We start from the raw sequence: 18,996 nt of genomic DNA on the forward strand, positions 1-18,996 counted from the left end.
CGGTTGTCCTTCCCCCGGTCAAGGGAGACCGCGATGCCCTCGTCCCCCGTCGTCCCACCACCCCCGAACCCCGAACAGGCCGAACGCAGAAGCCAGTTGCGTCGTGTGGCGCTGTCGGGTCTGCTCGGTACGGCCGTCGAGTTCTACGATTTCCTGGTGTACGGAACGGTCGCCGCGCTGGTCTTCGGTGAGCTGTTCTTCCCGGGCGCGGACCCGGCTGTCGGTACGATCGCCGCGTTCGGCACCTTCGCCGCCGGATACCTCGCCCGCCCGCTGGGCGGCATCGTCTTCGGGCACTTCGGCGACCGTCTGGGCCGCAAGTCCATGCTGCTGCTGACCATGGGCCTGATGGGCGGCGCCAGCTTCCTCATCGGCCTGCTGCCCACCTACGACACCATCGGCGTGTGGGCACCCGTCCTGCTGATCACCCTGCGGGTGCTGCAGGGCATCGCCATCGGCGGCGAATGGGGCGGCGCCACCCTCATGGTCGTCGAGCACGCCGGCGAGAAACGGCGCGGACTGTGGTCCAGCTTCACGCAGATGGGAGCACCGCTCGGCTCCCTGCTCTCCTCGGTCGTCGTCACCTTCGTCGTCGCCATGCCCCGTGAGGAGTTCGCCGCGTGGGGCTGGCGCGTGCCGTTCCTCCTCAGCGTCGTCCTGCTCGGCGTCGGACTCTTCGTCCGCCTCAAGGTGGTCGAAAGCCCCCTGTTCACCCAGGTCAAGAAGGACCGGGCCGAGGCCCGGCTGCCGATCGTCGACGTCCTGCGGCGCCCGCGCCCCCTGCTGCTGGCCTGCTGCGTCGGCATCGGCGCGTTCACCGCGCAGTCCCTGCTGACCAGCTACCTGATCGCCTACGCCACCGGCATCGGCTACCCCCGCCCGCAGGTGCTCACCGCGCTCACCGTCTCCGCGTCCGTCGCACTCGTCGTCCTGCCGTGCGCGTCGGCGCTCTCCGACCGTGTCGGGCGCCGCCCGGTCGTCCTCACCGGAGCCCTCGCCTCCGCCGCGCTCGCCTTCCCCGTGCTCGCGCTGGTGGACTCCAGGTCACCCGGACTGCTCGTCCTCGCGGTCGTCCTGGGCCACGGATTCGCCCAGTCCGTGATGTACGGACCCCTGGGCGCACTGCTCACCGAGATGTTCGGGACCAAGGTCCGCTACACCGGCGCCTCCCTCGGCTACCAGGGCGCCACCCTCATCGGCGCCGGATTCTCCCCCATGATCGCCGGGAGCCTCGTGGCCGGGAGCGGAAACAGCACCCCCGTCGCCCTGCTGCTGTGCGGCGGCGCCTTGATCACCGCGGTGACCGTCTGCTTCGTCCGCGAGAGCGCCCAGACCTCGCTCGCGGACCCGGACCCCACCGAACGCCCCGCCGTCCCCCACACCCAGGAGATCTCCGCATGACGACCGACACCCCGGGACCGAGTCACGCCGAGGGCCAACTTCCTTCCAGTACACCGCACTTGGTGGACCTGCCCGCGAACTGGAACGGCGTCGTGCCGCTCTGCTGATCACCACCCTCGGTCGGCGTGGCACGGACGCGGAGTCCCGCAACTCCCGTGCGGCGTCGGCCGTTGCGACAGCCCCGGCCCGGTTTGCGCGGTACCGCCCGAACCCCTGCCCGCGGCCGTACGACGGCCCCGCCCACCCCGCCGACGGCCGGTGACCTGGTACGGCCGCCCGCCGGAGTGTCGGAGGGCGGCCGTACGCTTGCCCCTGTGGAGGACTACGACATCCTGGACACCCCGGACAGCGACACCACGGACGGCCCGCAGCCGCGCCCGCAGTCGCTCATGCTCGCCTTCTTCGGCAACCACGTGCTGGAGGAGGACGACCGTGACCTGTGCGTGTACTCGGGCAGCATCATCGACGTACTCGGCCGTGTCGGCGTCGGTGAACAGGCCGTACGTTCCACGCTGACCCGCATGGTCAACCGCGGTCTGCTGCGGCGCCAGCGCGAGGGCCGCAGGATGTACTTCGGTCTCACACCGCAGGCGACGCGCGTTCTGTGGGACGGCCGCACCCGCATCTGGAAGCAGGGCGCGGTCAACGACGACTGGGACGGCACCTGGACCCTCCTCGGCTTCTCCCTCCCCGACTCCTGGAAGCGCCAGCGGCACGACCTTCGCTCGCGGCTGACCTGGTCCGGGTTCGGGGCCCTGTACAGCGGGCTGTGGATCGCCCCGGGGAACGTCGACATCGCCGGTGTCGTCGCGGAGCTCGGACTCACCGACCACGTCAAGATCTTCCACGCCCAGGCGAACGTGGCCACCGACATCGAGCTGATGATCCGCGACACCTGGGACCTGGAGAGCATCGCGGCCCGCTACGTCACCTTCGACAAGCGCTGGACGGCCCACCTGGGCGGCGGTTCCGGTGACGACCCGATCGGGACCCGTCTGCGGCTCGTCAGCGAGTGGCTCTGGACCATCCGCACCGACCCCCGCCTCCCCGCCCGCCATCTTCCCCACGCCTGGCCGGCCCGCCCCGCCGAGGACACCTTCCGCCGCGTCGCCGACCAGACCGCGGCACCCGCCGCACGGATGGCCGGGGAACTCCTCGACACGATGCCGCTGCGCTGACCGCGCCTGGCCGGGTTGGGGCGGCGTGCCGGATCATGCGGAGGTCGCGCCGTCCGCCGGCTCGGCGTCCGCCGGCTCGGCGTCCGCCGGCTCGGCGTCCGCCCGCTCGACGGGTCGCGTCGCATCCTCTGCCGGTTCAGGACCCACCCTCCTGGTTCAGGACCCACCCTCCGGGCCCGTCCCGAGCAACCCGTCGAGCACGAGTGCCGCCGCGGACTACCTGGTCGGCAGGAACCCGAAGGACCCCACCGTCGTCGCCCAGGCCGGGCTGGAGGCCTACTCCACCGCGTACTGGTGGTCCGCCGTCTTCTTCGTCGCGGGCGTGGCCGTCAGCTTCCTGCTCTACCGACGCGGCGCCCCCGTCCAGGACCCCGACGCGGCCCCCGCCGTGCACATGTGAGCCGAGGGCTCCCGAAGCCGCGTCAGGGCCGCTCCCCCTGCGCCCCGACCTCCGCGAGCGGCCCGCCGGACATCCGGCGGGCCGCTTCTTCGGCGTCCTCGACTGTTCACGGTGGCCGCGGCGGCGCGGAACAGGCCGCTGGAGGGCGGCAGTTCCGCGGGCGGACGGACGCGTGGGCTAGAGGGCGGTCAGCGCCGGGAACACGGCGGTGGCGGAGTCGTTCAGCTCGGCCCACACCGTCTTGCCCTGGCGGGCCCGACGGGTTCCCCAGTGCTCGGCGAGCTGGGCGACCAGGAGGAGACCCCGCCCGCCCTCGTCGAAGACACGGGCGCGGCGCAGGTGCGGGGTGGTCCCGCCGGAGTCCGAGACCTCGCACATGAGGGTGCGGTCGTGGATGAGGCGCAGCCGGACGGGAGGCCGGCCGTAGCGGATGGCGTTCGTGACGAGTTCGCTGACCACCAGCTCGGCGGTGAACTCCAGCTCCTCCAGGCCCCAGTCGCTCAGCTGCCGGGTGACGTTCACCCTTGCCCTCGCGACGGCGGCGGGTTCGGCCTCCAGGTCCCAGGTGGCGACCTGGCCCGCGCCGAGGGCCCGGGTCCGCGCCAGGAGCAGGGCTACGTCGTCGGGCGGCCTGGCGGGCAGCAGGGTTTCGAGTACGGCGTCGCAGGTGGCCTCCAGGGAGGGGGCGGGCCGGGCGAGGGCGTCGCGGAGCCGGGACAGGCCCGCGCCGATGTCGTGGTCCCGTGCCTCGATCAGACCGTCGGTGTAGAGCGCGAGCAGGCTGCCCTCGGGCAGTTCGATCTCCGCCGCCTCGAACGGCAGCCCGCCCAGGCCGAGCGGCGGCCCCGGGGGCAGGTCCAGGATGTCGACGGTGCCGTCCGCCCTCACCACGGCGGGCAGCACATGCCCCGCGCGGGCGAGGGTGCAGCGGCGCGAGACGGGGTCGTACACGGCGTAGAGGCAGGTGGCACCGATGTCCCCGCCTCCTCCGGCGGCGGCTTCGGCCGCTTCCGTGGCGGCGTCCGCGGTGGCTTCCGCGGCTCCGGTGTCCCGGGCGGCGGCGGAGGGTGCCGTGTCCGTGTCCATGACGGCCCCGGCGTCGTCGTCCGCGCCGTTCTCCTCCGCCTCGGCGGCCAGGCGGATCACCACGTCGTCCAGATGGGTGAGGAGTTCGTCGGGCGGCAGGTCGATGTCGGCCAGGGTGCGTACGGCGGTCCTGAGGCGACCCATCGTGGCGGCGGCGTGGATGCCGTGGCCCACGACGTCACCCACGACGAGGGCGACCCTGGCCCCGGAGAGCGGAATGACGTCGTACCAGTCGCCGCCCACACCGCCGTGGGCGTCGGCGGGGAGGTAGCGGAAGGCGACGTCGACGGCGGACTGCCTCGGGGTGCGGCGCGGGAGCAGGCTGTGCTGCAGGGTGAGGGCGGTGGCGCGGGCGTGGGTGTAGCGGCGGGCGTTGTCCACGGCGACCGCCGCCCGCGCCGCGATCTCCTGGGCCAGCAGCAGATCCTCGTCGTCGAACGCGGCGGGGTTGTGGTCCCGGCAGAACTGCGCGACCCCGAGGGTGGCGCCCCGGGCACGCAACGGCACCACCAGCGTGGAGTGGACCGGGTGGGCACGGCCGACGGGACTCCCGTCCACGGCCGCCCGGCCCCTGTCCACGGCACGGTCACCATCGGCACGCCCGACATCGCCACCGCCCACAGCGTCAGCGCTGCCCGCGCCCCTGTCGCCCTTCCCGGCACACGCACCGGTCGCAGGCTCCGGGGTCTCGTGCGGTCCTCGGCGACGGCCGTCGAGACGGTGCCTGGTCGGCTGGCCCGTCGTCAGGGCGCGGGCCGCTGGTGAATCCGGCGGGAAGGTGTGGGGTTGCGGGCGGGCGGGCTCCGGCGCCCGGTCGGGGTGGGCGGCCGAACGCTGGGCGACCCGGTGGAGTACGGGCGGTGCGAGGGGGTCGTCCGCCGGGGTGTCGTGCCCGTTGAGCGCGGAGTCGAGCAGGTCGACGGTGACGAGGTCGGCGAAGTGCTCGGTGGCGAAGTCGGCCAGCTCCTGGGTGGTGCGGGCGATGTCCAGGGTGGTGCCGATGCGCATGCTCGCCTCGTTCACCATCGACAGCCGCCACCGCAGTCGCCGGTCCCGCTCCTCCTCGTACGCCACGACGCCCTGCTCGGAGGTGCGGTCCACGTACCCCGTCGCCGTGGCGATCAGGCTGCGCGTGGCCTCGCTGATCAGGGCCGCGTCGTCGGTGCGCCGGGCCATCTCTTCGAGCAGGCGGTCGAGGAGGATGCCCTGGGCGAGCCGGAAGGCCCGCAGCACCGCGCTGACGGGGATACCGTGCCGGGCGACGCGGCGGACGCGCTCCAGTTCGGTCGCGGGTACCTCGATGCCGCCCGGGTCGACGCCGTACCGGAGGGCGGACAGCACCGCGACGACGTGCTCGGCGACGCTCTCCGAGACCCTGGCGTCGGGGCGCTCCCACAGCTCGGGCATCTCGTGGCGCAGGCACTGCTCCACCTCGCCGATCAGCACGTCCGCCCTCGGGACGAGCTCACGCGCGACTCGGGACACGAGACCGTCAGCCGTGGAGTCCACAGTCACGACGGTACGCCGAACACGCGCCCACACCCCACCGCCGGCCCGCGGACGCCGTCAGCCGATCGCGGCGCCGTACACGTGGTCGACCGTCAGGGTGATGAGGACCCGGCGGTCGGAGACCATCACCGAGCGGTACTCGTCCCAGTCCGGGTGCTCCCCGGCGGCTGCGCGGTAGTAGTCCACCAGGGCCTGGACCTCCGGGCCCTCGGGGTCGGTGCCCGGTCCGGTGAGGTGGACCGTGCCCTCGGCCGTGGCCCAGGACATGCCGTCGGCGCTGGTCACCTCCAGTGCGGCGCGCGGGTCCCGGCGCAGGTTGGTGGTCTTGGCGGTCGCCTCGGTGGTGGAGATGCGGATGACTCCGGCCTCCTCGTCGTAGGAGGGCATGACGGGCGACAGCTGGGGGCGGCCGTCCGCCTTGAGGGTGGCGAGGACACCGAGCCGGCTCTTCGCCAGCAGGGCACGCGGGTTGAACGAAGTGGCGGTCATACGACAATCATCGACCCTCGCATGGGATCCAGGGCCCCACCGCCCACCTCATGCCCCCGGACCGGTCCTCCTCCCTGGCTCTTACCCGGGGCCGGTTATTGTGACGAGGCGAATCGAACGTACGCAGGGTTGGCGGAGGGCACGTGGTGTCGGACGTAGGGCGGCTCGTCGCCGGGCGCTACCGGCTCACGGAGCAGATAGGCCGCGGCGGCATGGGCACGGTGTGGCGGGCCGGGGACGAGGTCCTCGGCCGCCAGGTCGCGGTGAAGCGACTGCATGTGCAGCCGCATCTGTCCCCCGACGACCTCGTCACCCTGTACGAGCGCACGCGCCGCGAGGCGCGGAGCGCGGCCCGGATCACGCACCCGAACGTGATCGTCGTCCATGACGTCGTGGACGACCGCGTGGACGACCGGGTGGACGGTGCTCGGGGCGGCTTCGAGAGCGGCACCGGTGACGGCCGGCCCTGCATCGTCATGGAGTACGTCCCGGCGCCCACACTCGCCGATCTCCTCACGGACGGCCGGACCCTCCCTCCCGAGGAGGCCGCCCGTATCGGTCTGGGCATGGTCGCCGCGCTGCGCGCCGCGCACGCCGCCGGCGTACTGCACCGCGACGTCAAGCCCGGCAACGTCCTCCTCGGCGCCGAAGGCCGGATCGTCCTCACCGACTTCGGCATCGCGATGACCGCGGACGCCTCGACCCTGACCAAGACCGGCGAGATGGTCGGCTCCATCCACTACATGGCCCCGGAGCGGATCCGCGGCCAGAAGCCCGGCCCCGCTTCGGACCTGTGGGCCCTGGGCGCGACCCTCTACCAGGCCGTCGAGGGCCGCCCGCCGTTCCGCCGCCTCACCGCCATGGAGGCCGCGTACGCCATCGCCGTGGACCCCCTGGAGCCGTTGAAGCAGGGCGGCGCCCTGAAACCCCTCATCGAGGCCCTCCTCGCCAAGGACCCGGCCGACCGCCCCACGACGGAGCAGACCGAACACGCGCTGCGGGCCGTGGTGTCGGGCCAGGCGACGATCGCCCAGCCGGTGCCGGGGGCCGGGGGCCGGGTCCACGAGGGCTCGTACGGGGTCCCGTACGGCGCGGTCTCGTACGACGAGCGGGAGACCGGTGGTCGGCACACGGGCCAGAGGACACTCTCGGGCACGGGCACGGGAACGGGTGGCCGAACGGACCGGGCAACCGGCCCGGTGGCCGATCGGGAGAGGGACCACGGCGGCGGCCGGGGCGGACCGGGCCTCGACGGCCGCCCGGGTGGCTCGCCCGGCTCCCCGAACGACGCGCACGCCACGGGAGGCGCGGGCTCCGAGGGAGGCCGGCCGACCCGCCCGAGCCGGAAGAAGCGCCGGATCCTCGTCCCGGTCGCCGCCGTGACCGTGGCCGCCATGACCGTCGGGGCCGCGCTCTACGTGACGTCGAACCCCGACGGGGAGACCGCCTCACCGGGCAGGGGACCGTCCGCCACCCCGTCCTACTCCCCCTCCCCCCTACCCGACGGCTTCCACCTCGTCACGGAGAAGGGGCTCGGTGTGTCATTCCCCGTTCCGGACGGCTGGAAGGCCAGTAAGCGGACGTCCGGGGAAGTCGTCTACACCGACGAGACCGGGCTGGTCCGCCTCGCCGTCGGCGTCGTGGACCCCGCCGGCTCACACCCCATGACCCACTTCAAAGACATCGAAGCGAACACGAAGGTCAACTACCCCACCTCGTACCGAAAGCTCCGCATGCAGAAGACCACCTTCCGTGGGCAGCCGGCCGCGGTGTGGGAGTTCACCTTCCAGGGACGGGCCCGGTCCTTCCGCGCCATCGACCTCGGTTACGGCCGGGAAGGCGAACGGGAGTACGACATCTACCTTTCGGCCCCGGACGCGGACTGGGACGCCCACCGCCCAGTCTTCGACAGGGTCAGGGACGGCTTCATCGTGCCTCTTCCCTCGTAGCGCGGAGCCCCTGACCGCAAGGGAGGGGGCAGCGTCTCTCGTGGCACGACGGAAGCCGTGTCGTGGTCAGTGACGAGCTGTGGCGGTGCCGAGGGCATCCGCGCCGGAACCGGCACGCCTTCCGGGCGCGCCCACCGCCTCACCTAGCGCCCCGTCGGCGCCACGTGCAGTCGGAACCCTGCGAACTGGTGAGCGGGCCAGGACCGCGCGAACTCGGGCGGGTCGCCGCCCGGTGCGACGAGGGCCGCCACCGGGATGTGCTCGGCGGTCTCCAGGATGCCTTTACGGGTGATGTTGGCGTTGTTGCCGCGGGTGTGGGCGGAGGCGCAGCCCGCGTAGTACGCGATGGGGATGGCGTAACCGCCGGTCAGCAGACAGGGCGGCCGTACGCCGAGGCGCCGCAGCTCGGCAGCGGTGCGGTCCCAGTCGCGGTGGGAGGCGGTGGTGCGCTCGACGGTGCGCGCAAGCACCGCGTACTGCACCACCAGATGCCCGACGACCCCGAGCACCACGGCGGCTCCCACGAGTGGCCGCCAGGTCCCGCCCGGACCCCTGACGAGACTCAGGAGCGCGTCGGCGACGGAGATCGCGAGCAGGGCGTACGCAGGCAGCAGGAAGCGCGGAGCGGCGTACCCGATCAGGAACAGATACGGAACGGCGGCCGTGGCAGCGCAGACCAGCGCCACCGCCGTGGGCGTCGCCCGCCCGGCCCTGACCGCGACCGCCAGCCCGATCGCGGCCATCACCGGCAGCACGAACCACCACGCGGTGATCGCCGGGTGGGGCATGTCACCGGTGCACGGACGGCACAACGTGCGTCCCACCAGGCTCCGCAGCTGGTCGTCGACAGCGATGTTCCAGCCCAGCCCGCCCTGCACCCGAGACGCGTCGGCAAGCCGCCGCACGAGCCCGCCGTACCGGGCGTACGCCTCGACGACCCACGCCCCCGCACCGGTGGCGAGCCCGACCGCCATCGCCCCCAGGAGCCGCGGCCGCCGCCACTCCCGTACGCCCAGCAGCAGCACCAACAGCGGGAGAGTCACCCACACGGTGTCCATGGGCCGCATCCACGCCATCAAGGCCGCACCGGCGCCCGCACCCCACAACGCGGCCCGGTCCCCGGGGTTCTTCCGTACCCGCAGACAGCACCCCACGCAGACGAGCGCACCGACCGCGACCCAGTAGTTGGGCATGGCCTGCGGCCCGTAGAAGAGGGTCACCCACAGGGACGCGAACAGCGCACCCGCGACCGCCCGCACCCCCACCGGGAACAGCCCCCGCCACGCGCGCAGGGCGAAGTACAGTCCCACCCCCGACAGCACCGCCAGATACACCCGCAGCAACGCGGTGGACGACGACCACAAGGCGACCGGCGCCACCAACAGCGGCACCCCCCGCGCACGTGGCGCGCTGAAGAACGCCGACGGCGCGTGCGGACTGACCTGACTGACGTACACCGTCTCGTCCCAGCCGAGCCCCATCTCCGGCGCCACGAGCAGGAGCTGGGCCAGTGTGAAGGCTCCGGCGACCACGCCGAGGGGGCCGAGCCCACGCGCGTCGGCCGCCGGAAGGACGACGGGTGCGACGACCGGAGCGGAATTCGCATTCACACGCATGGACCCATCCCGGAGCGATGACGATCAGCCTCTGAAAAGACAACCTCTGAAAAGACAACCCCTAAAGAGACAAAAGGATGGAATGCCGACCACGAACCGGAAGGCACGACGCACCGGCCGCAGGCCTCCCTCACCCGCCCGGCCCAGTACGCCCCCTCTCTCCCGGCGGCCCTCTTCCTCGCAGGACGCACGTCTGCCTAGCGTGCGCCTCATGGATCACCACCAGCGGCCGCCCGCAGGCTCCTTCCCCCGCTCCGACCACTCCGACCGCTTCGACCACTGCCCCTGGCTGTTCGAGACGGAGGCGCCCAAGGAGCAACGGGCCGCGCAGCGGGAGCGGCAGCGGTCGCTCGGCGGGGACAGTGAGGTGGGCGAGCGTTGCTATGTGGCCGGGTCGGCGGCGGTCTTCCCCGACCTCCTGCGACTCGGCGACGACTCGTACATCGCCGCCCACGCCTACGTCACCGGCACCTTGACCACCGGCGCGGACTGCACGCTGAACCCGTTCACCGTTGCCCGCGGCACCATCTCCCTGGGCACCGGCGTACGCATCGGCGCCCACACCTCGCTCCTCGGCTTCAACCACTCCATGGCCCCCGACCGGCCGATCCACCGACAGCCCCAGAGCAGCCAGGGCATCACCATCGGCGACGACGTCTGGATCGGCTCCCACGTGGTCGTCGTCGACGGCGTCACGATCGGCGACCACTGCGTGATCGGCGCCGGGGCTGTGGTGACGAAGGACGTGCCGGCGTGGACGGTGGCGGCGGGGAATCCCGCCCGGCGGATTCGGGACCGCCGGGAGACGGGGGGCCGGGAGCAGGCGGAGGGCCGGGCCCGGGAGGGCGGAGTGGCTGCGGGGCGGGGGACGGGAGGCCTGGTCGGGGGTGACGTCCTGGCCCGGTTCGCCGACACCGCCCGCGCCCAGGCCGCCGACATCCTCGCGAGCCGCTGGAACGGCGACCACTACACCGACCGCCCCGGCGCCACGCCCACCGTGCGCGCACACTGCGACGCCGTGGAGATCGCCGATCTCCTGCTGTCATCCGTCCCCGAGCAACTGGACCGGGCGCGACACATCGAGCGCCTCGTCTCTCTCCAGGACCGGGAAACCGGCCTGGTACCCGAACTCGGCGAGCAGCCGCCCCCCTTGGACAGCGACGGCTTCATCGGCGAGGGCCCGGCGCTGTACCACGTCCTGTCGGTGGGCTACGCGCTGGATCTCCTGGGCGCTTCCTTCCCCCAACCGATTCGCGGCGTCAGTGACATGACGGCTGATCAACTCGTCGCGCGTCTCGATGACCTGCCCTGGCGGGACAACGCGTGGGGTGCCGGTGCCTGGATCGACTCCTGGTCCACAGCCGCCCATTGGAACCTCCGTCACCCCGTCAGCACCGGCCTCACCCCGGGCACCCTCGAAGCCCTCTTCGGCTGGCTCCTCACCCGGGCCGACCCCTGGACCGGCATGTGGGGCAGCCCTTCGACCACCACCGGCCGCCTCCAGGTGGTGAACGGCTACTACCGGCTCACACGCGGTTCCTTCGCACAGTTCGGGGTACCCGTCCCCCATCCGGAAAGGGTGGTGGACGCGGTCCTGGACCACGCCCGCGACACCCGGTACTTCGGCGCGGGCCGGGAGAACGCCTGCAACGTTCTGGACGTCGCGCATCCGCTGTGGCTGTGCACACGGCAGTTGAGTGGCGGAGGCGGGAGCGATGACAGCTACCGGTCGGCCGAGATCCGCAGGTGGGCCGAACCGCGACTCGCTGCCGTCCTGACCCGCTGGCAGGACGGAAGAGGGTTCGGATTCGGACCGGGTACGGCGGGGCCGGGCCCGGAACCAGGGTTGCAGGGCACCGAGATGTGGTTGGCCATCGTCTGGCTGCTGGCCGATCTGCTGGGCCGCTCCGAACTCCTGGGCTATCGGCCACGTGGAGTGCACCGCCCCGAACCGGCGGGCGGAGCGTGAGACGCGCCACTTTCCGGAACGTCAGCGTCCGTCCTGCTCCGTACGGGTGGATGTGTTTTCACCCAGGTGCAGGGCATCACGAAGGTGCGGAACGGTTGTCGGAAGCGCGATGAGGCGGCATACCCCATGACTCACTCGGTCACCACGAATTCCACCCTCATCCGGCGACCCGTGCCTCGGTGCACTACCTTGGGGCGTGAACAGCCGAGCGGCCCACGTTTACCCAATTCTTGCCACATAAAGCCAGAACGGCTGAGCAGCTACTAGGAGCGGGGCTTCCCATGCGTGATGCTGGGAGGTCCCGCGCTTCACTCCACAGCCGCTGGCACGGGAGGGCATCGGGTGGTCAAGACAGTGAAGACGCCGTCCAGCGGACGGAACATCGCCTACGAGACCTGGGGCGATCCGGACGCACACCCGGTGTTTCTGCTGCACGGAACTCCCGGAAGCCGACTCGGGCCCCGACTGCGCACCTTCGACCTCCACAAGCTCGGTGTGCGGCTCATCGCCTACGACCGACCGGGGTATGGCGACTCCGACCGCCATGAGAACCGCACGGTGGTCGACGCCGCCGAGGACGTCAATGCCATCGCCGGGGACCTGGATCTCAAGAAGTACTCCGTGGTGGGCAGATCGGGAGGCGCGCCGCACGCCCTGGCCTGCGCGGCCCGGAACATCGGCAGCCAGGTGGCGAGCGTCGCCGCGTTGGTCTCGATCGCCCCGCGGGATGCCGAGAACGACGGACTGGACTGGCACAAGGAGATGTCCGAGTCCAATGTGTCGACCTATGCCCTGCTCGACCGCCATGCCCCCGACGTGACCGAGCTGGGTGCGCTGCTGGCCCGTAACGCCGAGACCATCCGCCGCGATCCCACCGTGTTCCTCGCGTCGCTCCACCAGGAGATGCCGAGCGTGGACCGGGCGATCGTGGAAGACGCCGGTATCCGCCAGCATCTCCTCAGGAACTATCTGTCGGCGGTGGGGCAGGCCGAGAAGGGCGAGGGAGCCACGGTCGATCCGCGCGCGCCGATGGGCTGGGTCGACGACCTGGTCGCGTTCCGCTCGGACTGGGGGTTCGCGTTAGAGGCGATCGACGGTTCCGTGCCCGTGATGCTCTGGCACGGCGAGCGCGACGTCTTCGCCCCCGTGGCCCATTTCCACTACCTCACCAAGAAGATTCCCTCGGCCAAGGCCGTGCTCCAGCCGTCCGCGGCCCACTTCGCGGCGCTGCCGGCCCTGCCACAGGTGCTCGTCTGGGCTCGCGACACGGCCGGGAGCTGACAACTTCCGCCATGGGTGCGGCCGTTGCCGACAACGGGACCAGCCGCACATACCAAGGCGTCCGCACATACCGGAGCGTCCGCGCATACCGCGGCGTCGCTCCTAGATCGGGTGCGGCTCCAGGTCGAGACAGCTGAGTTTCCACTCCTGGAGTGCCACCACTCGCGGATGCTCACCGCCGATGCGCTTGCTCAGCGCGGCCAGAGTGTCATAGTGCTGGGTGCGGGCCTCGTCGGCCCGGCCCAGATGGCTCAGGATGACGGCGAGGTTCCCCGCGCAGGTCAGCGTCGACGGGTGAACGGGGTCGAGAATCTCCTTGAGGAGTTCGTACGCCGCGAGGCTGGTCCTCCGGGCTTCCTCCCACCGGCCGAGCGCCGCCTCCGCGACGGCCAGGTTCGCACGGCAGATGAGCACATAGGGGTGGTGGTCTCCGTTGAGCTCGGCGAACCTCTCCTCGGCCCGGCGTAGCAACTCCTCTGCCTCGGAGGCCGCTTCCGGGCGGATGGACCCGACATCGTGGAGCAGCAGAACCGCATAGTTGACGGAGCAGGCAGCCGTGTGGGAGTGACCTTCCCCGAGGCTGTCTCTCAGGCTCTCCTGAACCTTGCGGATCAGACCCAGCCCCTCGTCCACGCGGCCCTGTGCGGCCACGTCGCCGGCCAGGCTCATCTGCAGCAGCAGCTGTTCCGAGGAGGACTGCTTCTCTCCGTCAGGAGTGCTCCTCAGCACGTGTCGCACGAGTTCCTCGGCCTCAGCCGCCCGGCCAGCCCTGCGCAGTGAACCGGCCAGGCCCTTGGCCGTGTTCAGCACCGTCGGCGAGCCCTGGGTGAGACGGGAATTACGCAGACACCGCTCGTAGGCGTGCCTCAGGAGCGTCACGGATTCGTCGTAGTCACCGCAGTCACGCAGGTCACGGCCCAAATTCACTGACGACTCGATGGTCAGGGGATGGTCGTGGAGCTGGATCGCCTCACGAAGTTCCAGTGTCCTGCGGTCGTAGTCGCGGGCCCTGGAGTAGTCGCCGGAGAGCCTCAGGGCAACGGCGAGGTTGTTGGCCGCGCTGAGAGTGCGCGCGTGGTCCTCTCCATAGATCTGCTCGTATCTCCGGTACGTCTCCTCGTCGTACCGCAGAGCCTCCGTCAGCCGGCCCAGACCGCGCAGGTCCGCGGCGATGCTACTGGTGGTCATGAGGATGTGCTGGTCGTCCACGTCCTCCAGCACCGCGAGCTGACGCCCCAGGACTTCTTGGTCCAGGGAGAGTGACTCCTCGTACCTGCCCTGGGCGCGCAGGATGTTGGCGATCTGGAAGCGCATGTGCAGCGTCCAGCGTTCGTCCGGCGAGTCGTCCGCGGACCAGGCGGTCACCCGCCTGCGGCTGTAGTCCATGGCCTGGCTCAGCTCGCCCCTGCGGCGCAGTTGCCGAACCCGGTCCACGAAGAGTTCCTTGATGCCTTCGTCGGGCGCCCGCTCGGCCCACGGTGTGCCGAGGTGTGGCCAGATGATGCGGTACTTCTCCCAGGTGTTGGGGTTCTCGGGGTCGTCGCCGCTCGGCCTGGCGGCGACCAGCGAGCGGTAGACCACCTCTTGCGCCGCTTCTCGCTCCGCTTCGGTCATCTCCTCGCGCATGGCGCTCTGCATCATCCGGTGCACCGTGACGCTCCGGGCCTTGCGGTCCACGGTGACCAGTGAGAACTTGCTCAGCTCCTTGTACGCGCGCGAGACCGTGCGAACGCCGCCCAGCGCTCGGGAGACCTCGTAGCCCTCCAGCAGATCCATGGAGATCGGCTCGGGACTGTAGTACGAACAGATCTGCAGAAGCTTCACGGCCGGGGGGAAGCTGTCCCTCAGCTGCCGGAGGCCGAACTCCCAGGTGTTGGTGTTCGACTTGACGACTGCGCCGACCGGGTTGTCGTCAGGGGATCCGGTCGCCTGGGGCTGGATCTGCTTGATGTAGCCGCGGACGTCGGCCCTGGTCTGCTCGATGTAGGCAGCGGCCCGCTCGATCGCGATCGGCAGGTCCCCCAGGGCTTCCGCGATCTGGTCCGCCTCTGTCCAACCGCAGTCGGGCAGCCGGCTGTGCAGGTGGGCGATGCTCTCGTTGCGTTCGAACACCGGAATGTCGACGGTGCCCACGAAACGGCCCCAGCCCTCGGCTCGCTGGCTGGTGACCAGGATGTGACCGCGGCGGCCGTCCATCATGAACTCTGGCAGGTGGTCGGCCTCCGGGACGTTGTCCAGAATCAGCAACCAACTGCCGTATTCGTCACCATGGTTGAGCGTCTCGTACACGCTCCTGGCCGTGTCGGTCGGGTTCGTCCGCACGGGCAGCTTCAGTTCCTCGGCCATACCTGCGTACCGCTCGACGGCCAGCATGAGCTGCTCGGCCTGGATGTGCCAGACGACGTCGTAGTCGCTCTTGTAGCGATGCGCGAACTCCTGGGCCAGCAGGGTCTTCCCGACCCCTCCCATGCCCTTGAGCACGAGAGCCCTGGTGTCCTCCCTCCACAGTTTCTCCCGAATGCCGTCCAGCAGTTCCGTACGACCGGTGAAGGACGACGTACGCAACGGGACCCCGAAGACCCGGGGTTCGGTCTTCGGAAATCTGGGCAGTTTCGTATCGTTCCCGGTGAAGTGATTGCGCGTCAGCGACTCCGCGCTTCGACCGAGCCGGGTCAACAGGACGTCACGGCCCACCTCCCCACTGTCGCAGCGCGTCATGTCGGCGAGCTGTTCCGTGAAGGGGGCCTCCAGTGTCACGTTCGGGTCGACCTTCATGGACACCAGCTGGTGTGCGCGCCGGTCGCTCTCCGCGTAGACCGCTTCCCAGGTGGTACGGAAACGGGACGACCTGCGGTAGGCCTCGGAGAGGATGACCAGGGTGTGCGAGGCCGACTCCACTCCGCGTTCGACTTCGTCCCTGACCTGCGGACCCTCGACCGTGCCCTCCTGCGCCAGGTGCACCTTGAAACCGGCCTGCTCCAGGACCGCGCCCGCCCAGTGGGCCCAACTCCGGTCCTGTGGAACGAAGCTGACGTACACGTCGGAGATGCGCGGCGGGCGGTGCCGGGTGTACCGCTCCAGGGTCTTGCGGCGCAGCGGCTCGTCGATGCGTGGCATCGAGTCGACCTGGCCCTCCGTGATGACTTCGGTGAGTCTCTCGTAGGCGGCGAGCAGGCTCTTGGGGTCCCCGGGCTGTTCGCGGAACGGGGCCAGCGTCTCCTCGTAGGAGTAGATGGGCCGGTAGGGGATCTCCACGCTTCCCCAGTAGTCCTCCGGGTCCTGGGGGGCGATGTGCTTGCGCACGATCCGGTCGAAGCGGTACTGGATCTGTCCTCGGGCCGCGTCCAGGCGGTCGGCCTCGGCGTTCTCGACCCGCATGGGGACGGGCAGGATCCGGATGTCCCGGTTGCCGTACATCCCGTCGATGCGCTCGGCCACTCCGGCCGCGCCCTCGATGCTCTGGCTGCTCGGGGTGAAGCAAGTGACCAGCGTGTGCGGCAGGTTGACGGTGCAGATGTCGGAGATGTCGTTGAGGCCGGTGCGGCTGTCGATGAGGACGTAGTCGAAGTTCCCGACGAACTCACGCTTGAGTGCTTCCAGGAACCTGGTGGCCAGCGGCCCGTCCATGAAGGGCTTCCAGTCGAACTGCGAGAACGCCGACAGGTAGCCCTTGTTCTTCGTTCCGGCCGGGAGGTAGTAGAGCTGGCCGCCTTCGGGGAAGTCCCAGTCGACCTGGATGAGACAGCTGTTGAGAGGGATGCCGTCGGCCGCCCACATGTCGACCGAGATCGACGGTTCGGAATCCGGTTCACCCGTGCGCTTCTGCTCCGCGACTGCGGAGGACTGGAGCATGGACTGGGTGGCACGGCTGACCAGGTCGAGCACCCCGGGCGTGGAACGCAGCTGGTTCTCGCTGAGGAAGGGGTGCAGGAAGCGGTCCAGCCCGGGAGCGTCGAGATCCCAGTCGACGACCAGGACCGTCTTGCCCGCGGACGCCAGAATCCAGGCCGTGTTGGCGAGCGCCATCGTCCGTCCCGTACCGCCCTTGTACGAGTAGAACGTGATGATCCTGCCCGCGTCGTCGCCGGTCATGGCCTGCCCTCCACGCGACGTCCGTCGCTCGGTGCCCCGTCGTCCCTGCCGGCGTCGGGCCGTGGGGACAGGTCCGCACCGGATTCCGGAACATCCCGGGCGTCAGCGCCGCTCCGGGATAATTGTGAGTGAATGTACCGTAGATACCTGATCTTGGTTGCCTCGGCCAGCTCACTGAAGCAGCGGGTGAAGACATCCGCCCCGGCCAGACCGCGTACCGCTTCCTGCTCCCCCGCCCGCCCCTCGCTGAGGAAGCGGGGGAAGTGCGTCAGCAGCAGTCCGCGCAGCCGATCGGACTGCTCCTTGGTCTGCAGATCGTCTCCCGCCAGGGTACTCAGCACCCCCGTCCACGGTTGCCGCGCCCTGTCGAACTCCCGTGCCTGGCCGGCCATTTGGGCATTCTCCAGAGCCCAGGGGTCCACCACCAGTATCCAGGGAGCCGTCGGGATCTCCGCGCTGCGCAGTTCTGCCTGATGCTTGTGGAAGGGATGCACGGTGGGCTCGAAGCCGAGGTTGCGGGCCAGGGCCTCCATCTGCTCGACCAGCGGTCCCACCGCCTGGCCGTAGGGCCGCCAGTCGTCGACCCGTGGCCCGTAGCGGGCGTTGTCCCGGCCGACCGGTAACTGTTCCTCGGTCGGGGCGAGCACCGTGATGTGCAGCGGGGAGGCGAAGGGCGGGTCGGCGAAGGCGTCGTCCAGTCCGGCCAGTGTCGTCGGGTCGGTCGTCCGCCCCCCGCCGGAGGACGGCCGGGACCGCCTGGGCACCGTGGCCGCCTCGTCGACGATGCGCCTGGCGAGCCAGTCGGTCATCTGGGCGACCTGGGCGGAGAACTGCGCCGCCGTGTGCTCGTCCTCCGGGTCCGGCGGTTCGGTCAGGTCGAGCACCTGGTCGAGCAGTCGGTGCAGTCCCATGGAGGCGTAGTTCTCGGCGGCCTCACCGAAGCCTTCCGGCATCTCGGGGTACTGCTCCTTGACCCTCTCGGGGAGCGACGTGGGCGAGTACGGCGTCCACAGCACCGGGACGATGCTCGGCCGGGCCCTCTGAGCCGTTGTCTGGGTGACAGCGGTCCACTGACGCCCGCACTGCGGATTGCTGAAGTACCGCCGCGAGTACAGCGGGACGAAGACCTGACAGTCGAGGAGTGCTTTGATCGACTTCTCTCCCGGCGCCCCGGGCCGCTCGACGAAACCGGCCTCCTCCCGCGACACTCTCGCGTGACGCGCCACTTTCCCGCACAGTTCGTCGAAGAACTGGAAAACCAGACGATTGGGGTCCTGCGAGATGTCCCGGTGCCGGGGAGCAGGAACCCGCGCATAGCTCATGAAGAACATCGGCATCCCGCTACTCCCCCTCGAAGACGTTCCGGAGGTCACTGAACAGCTCCACGTCACACGGTTCAAGGCTGGTCTGCTGAGCCACCTTGACGATCATCTGGGCGAGCGCCCACACGGAGCTGCGGTACTTGGCGTGGCGGCCCGCCTGCTTCAGTCCGTAGAGGCCGGACTGCAGGTAGTCCTTACCCAGATCGGGGTGGGCGTACTGCACCTTGGCCGCCACGGTCGGCAGAGTCAGATGCTGCTCCCCCACCCAGAGGACGGGGATGATCGCGTTGCCCGTGTACGGCCTGGTACGGAGCTGCTGACGCCGCGCGAAGGCGTCCCATTCCTTTCCGCACCACTCTCTCCTGAAGTACCGGCTGTTGTAGATCGGCACGAAGACCCGGCAGGTGGCCAGAGCCTGTTTGAGTCTGCCCTCCCAGTCGTCACCGGGATGCATTCTCTTGTCCAGGAATCCGGGCAATTCCTGACCGTCATGGTCGGTCAACTGCATGATGTCGCTGCATAACTGGACATGGAACTGCTCCAGCGCCACATCCGACGCGTCTTTCCTGATCCGCATACCCGCCAGCGGCGTCCGTGCATAGCTCATGAAGAACACATACGGATCGGAGGAATCCGCCGACTGAGTAGCCTGAGAAGCCGGATGAATCATGGACTCGCCTTTCCCTCCCCCGTCGCCCACCTCG

12 protein-coding genes are annotated in these 18,996 nt (G+C 70.3%); 6 read left to right on the forward strand and 6 right to left on the reverse strand.

What is annotated here, in order from left to right:
* Nucleotides 1-33 precede the first annotated feature (33 nt).
* From OG622_RS11770 to OG622_RS11780, 3 genes are all read left to right on the forward strand, one after another.
* Nucleotides 34-1,401, forward strand: a complete 1,368-nt coding sequence (locus OG622_RS11770) for an MFS transporter (RefSeq protein ID WP_371575537.1) — start codon at nt 34-36, stop codon at nt 1,399-1,401.
* Between the two features lie 314 nt (nt 1,402-1,715).
* The gene (locus OG622_RS11775; RefSeq protein WP_371575539.1) at nt 1,716-2,579 is read left to right on the forward strand and encodes a PaaX family transcriptional regulator C-terminal domain-containing protein; all 864 of its coding nucleotides are present in this window, start codon (nt 1,716-1,718) and stop codon (nt 2,577-2,579) included.
* A 25-nt stretch (nt 2,580-2,604) separates the two neighbouring features.
* Nucleotides 2,605-2,979 (forward strand): hypothetical protein, encoded by a 375-nt coding sequence (locus OG622_RS11780; protein ID WP_371575541.1) that lies wholly within the window; start codon nt 2,605-2,607, stop codon nt 2,977-2,979.
* A gap of 177 nt (nt 2,980-3,156) precedes the next feature.
* Here OG622_RS11780 and OG622_RS11785 read toward each other — a convergent pair whose 3' ends face one another.
* Nucleotides 3,157-5,574 carry a SpoIIE family protein phosphatase gene (locus OG622_RS11785; RefSeq protein ID WP_371575543.1) on the reverse strand — a complete coding sequence of 806 codons (2,418 nt, stop codon included), beginning with the start codon at nt 5,572-5,574 and terminating at the stop codon, nt 3,157-3,159.
* A gap of 57 nt (nt 5,575-5,631) precedes the next feature.
* Complete coding sequence (locus tag OG622_RS11790; RefSeq protein ID WP_371575545.1) at nt 5,632-6,063, reverse strand: PPOX class F420-dependent oxidoreductase; 432 nt, start codon at nt 6,061-6,063, stop codon at nt 5,632-5,634.
* 143 nt (nt 6,064-6,206) lie between these two features.
* Between OG622_RS11790 and OG622_RS11795 the strand changes: the two genes are divergently transcribed.
* Entirely contained in the window at nt 6,207-8,012 is a 1,806-nt protein-coding gene (locus OG622_RS11795) for a serine/threonine-protein kinase (RefSeq protein ID WP_371575547.1), read from the forward strand.
* A 143-nt stretch (nt 8,013-8,155) separates the two neighbouring features.
* Here the strand turns inward: OG622_RS11795 and OG622_RS11800 are convergent, their stop codons facing one another.
* Nucleotides 8,156-9,628 (reverse strand): hypothetical protein, encoded by a 1,473-nt coding sequence (locus OG622_RS11800; protein ID WP_371575549.1) that lies wholly within the window; start codon nt 9,626-9,628, stop codon nt 8,156-8,158.
* 211 nt (nt 9,629-9,839) lie between these two features.
* On the opposite strand from OG622_RS11800, the gene OG622_RS11805 reads away from it, so the two are divergent.
* Both OG622_RS11805 and OG622_RS11810 read left to right on the forward strand, forming a co-directional pair.
* Nucleotides 9,840-11,597 (forward strand): DapH/DapD/GlmU-related protein, encoded by a 1,758-nt coding sequence (locus OG622_RS11805; RefSeq protein WP_371575550.1) that lies wholly within the window; start codon nt 9,840-9,842, stop codon nt 11,595-11,597.
* Between the two features lie 342 nt (nt 11,598-11,939).
* On the forward strand, nt 11,940-12,878 hold the full coding sequence (locus OG622_RS11810; RefSeq protein ID WP_371575551.1) for an alpha/beta fold hydrolase: 939 nt from the start codon (nt 11,940-11,942) through the stop codon (nt 12,876-12,878).
* Between the two features lie 102 nt (nt 12,879-12,980).
* On the opposite strand, the gene fxsT is transcribed toward OG622_RS11810, so the two are convergent.
* Genes fxsT through OG622_RS11825 form a run of 3 tightly spaced genes read right to left on the reverse strand, consistent with a single transcriptional unit; the run spans nt 12,981 to nt 18,899 of the window.
* A complete protein-coding gene (gene fxsT, locus OG622_RS11815; RefSeq protein ID WP_371575552.1) occupies nt 12,981-16,970 on the reverse strand; it encodes an FxSxx-COOH system tetratricopeptide repeat protein in 3,990 nt (1,329 codons plus the stop codon).
* Nucleotides 16,967-18,307, reverse strand: coding sequence for an FxsC protein (gene fsxC / locus OG622_RS11820; protein WP_371575554.1), 1,341 nt, complete (start codon nt 18,305-18,307; stop codon nt 16,967-16,969). The genes fxsT and fsxC overlap by 4 nt, the downstream gene beginning before the upstream one ends.
* A 4-nt stretch (nt 18,308-18,311) precedes the next feature.
* The gene (locus tag OG622_RS11825) at nt 18,312-18,899 is read right to left on the reverse strand and encodes a TIR-like protein FxsC (protein WP_371575556.1); all 588 of its coding nucleotides are present in this window, start codon (nt 18,897-18,899) and stop codon (nt 18,312-18,314) included.
* Between the last annotated feature and the right edge of the window lie 97 nt (nt 18,900-18,996).

It is taken from the genome of Streptomyces sp. NBC_01314 (genome assembly GCF_041435215.1).
Taxonomy (GTDB): Bacteria; Actinomycetota; Actinomycetes; order Streptomycetales; family Streptomycetaceae; genus Streptomyces.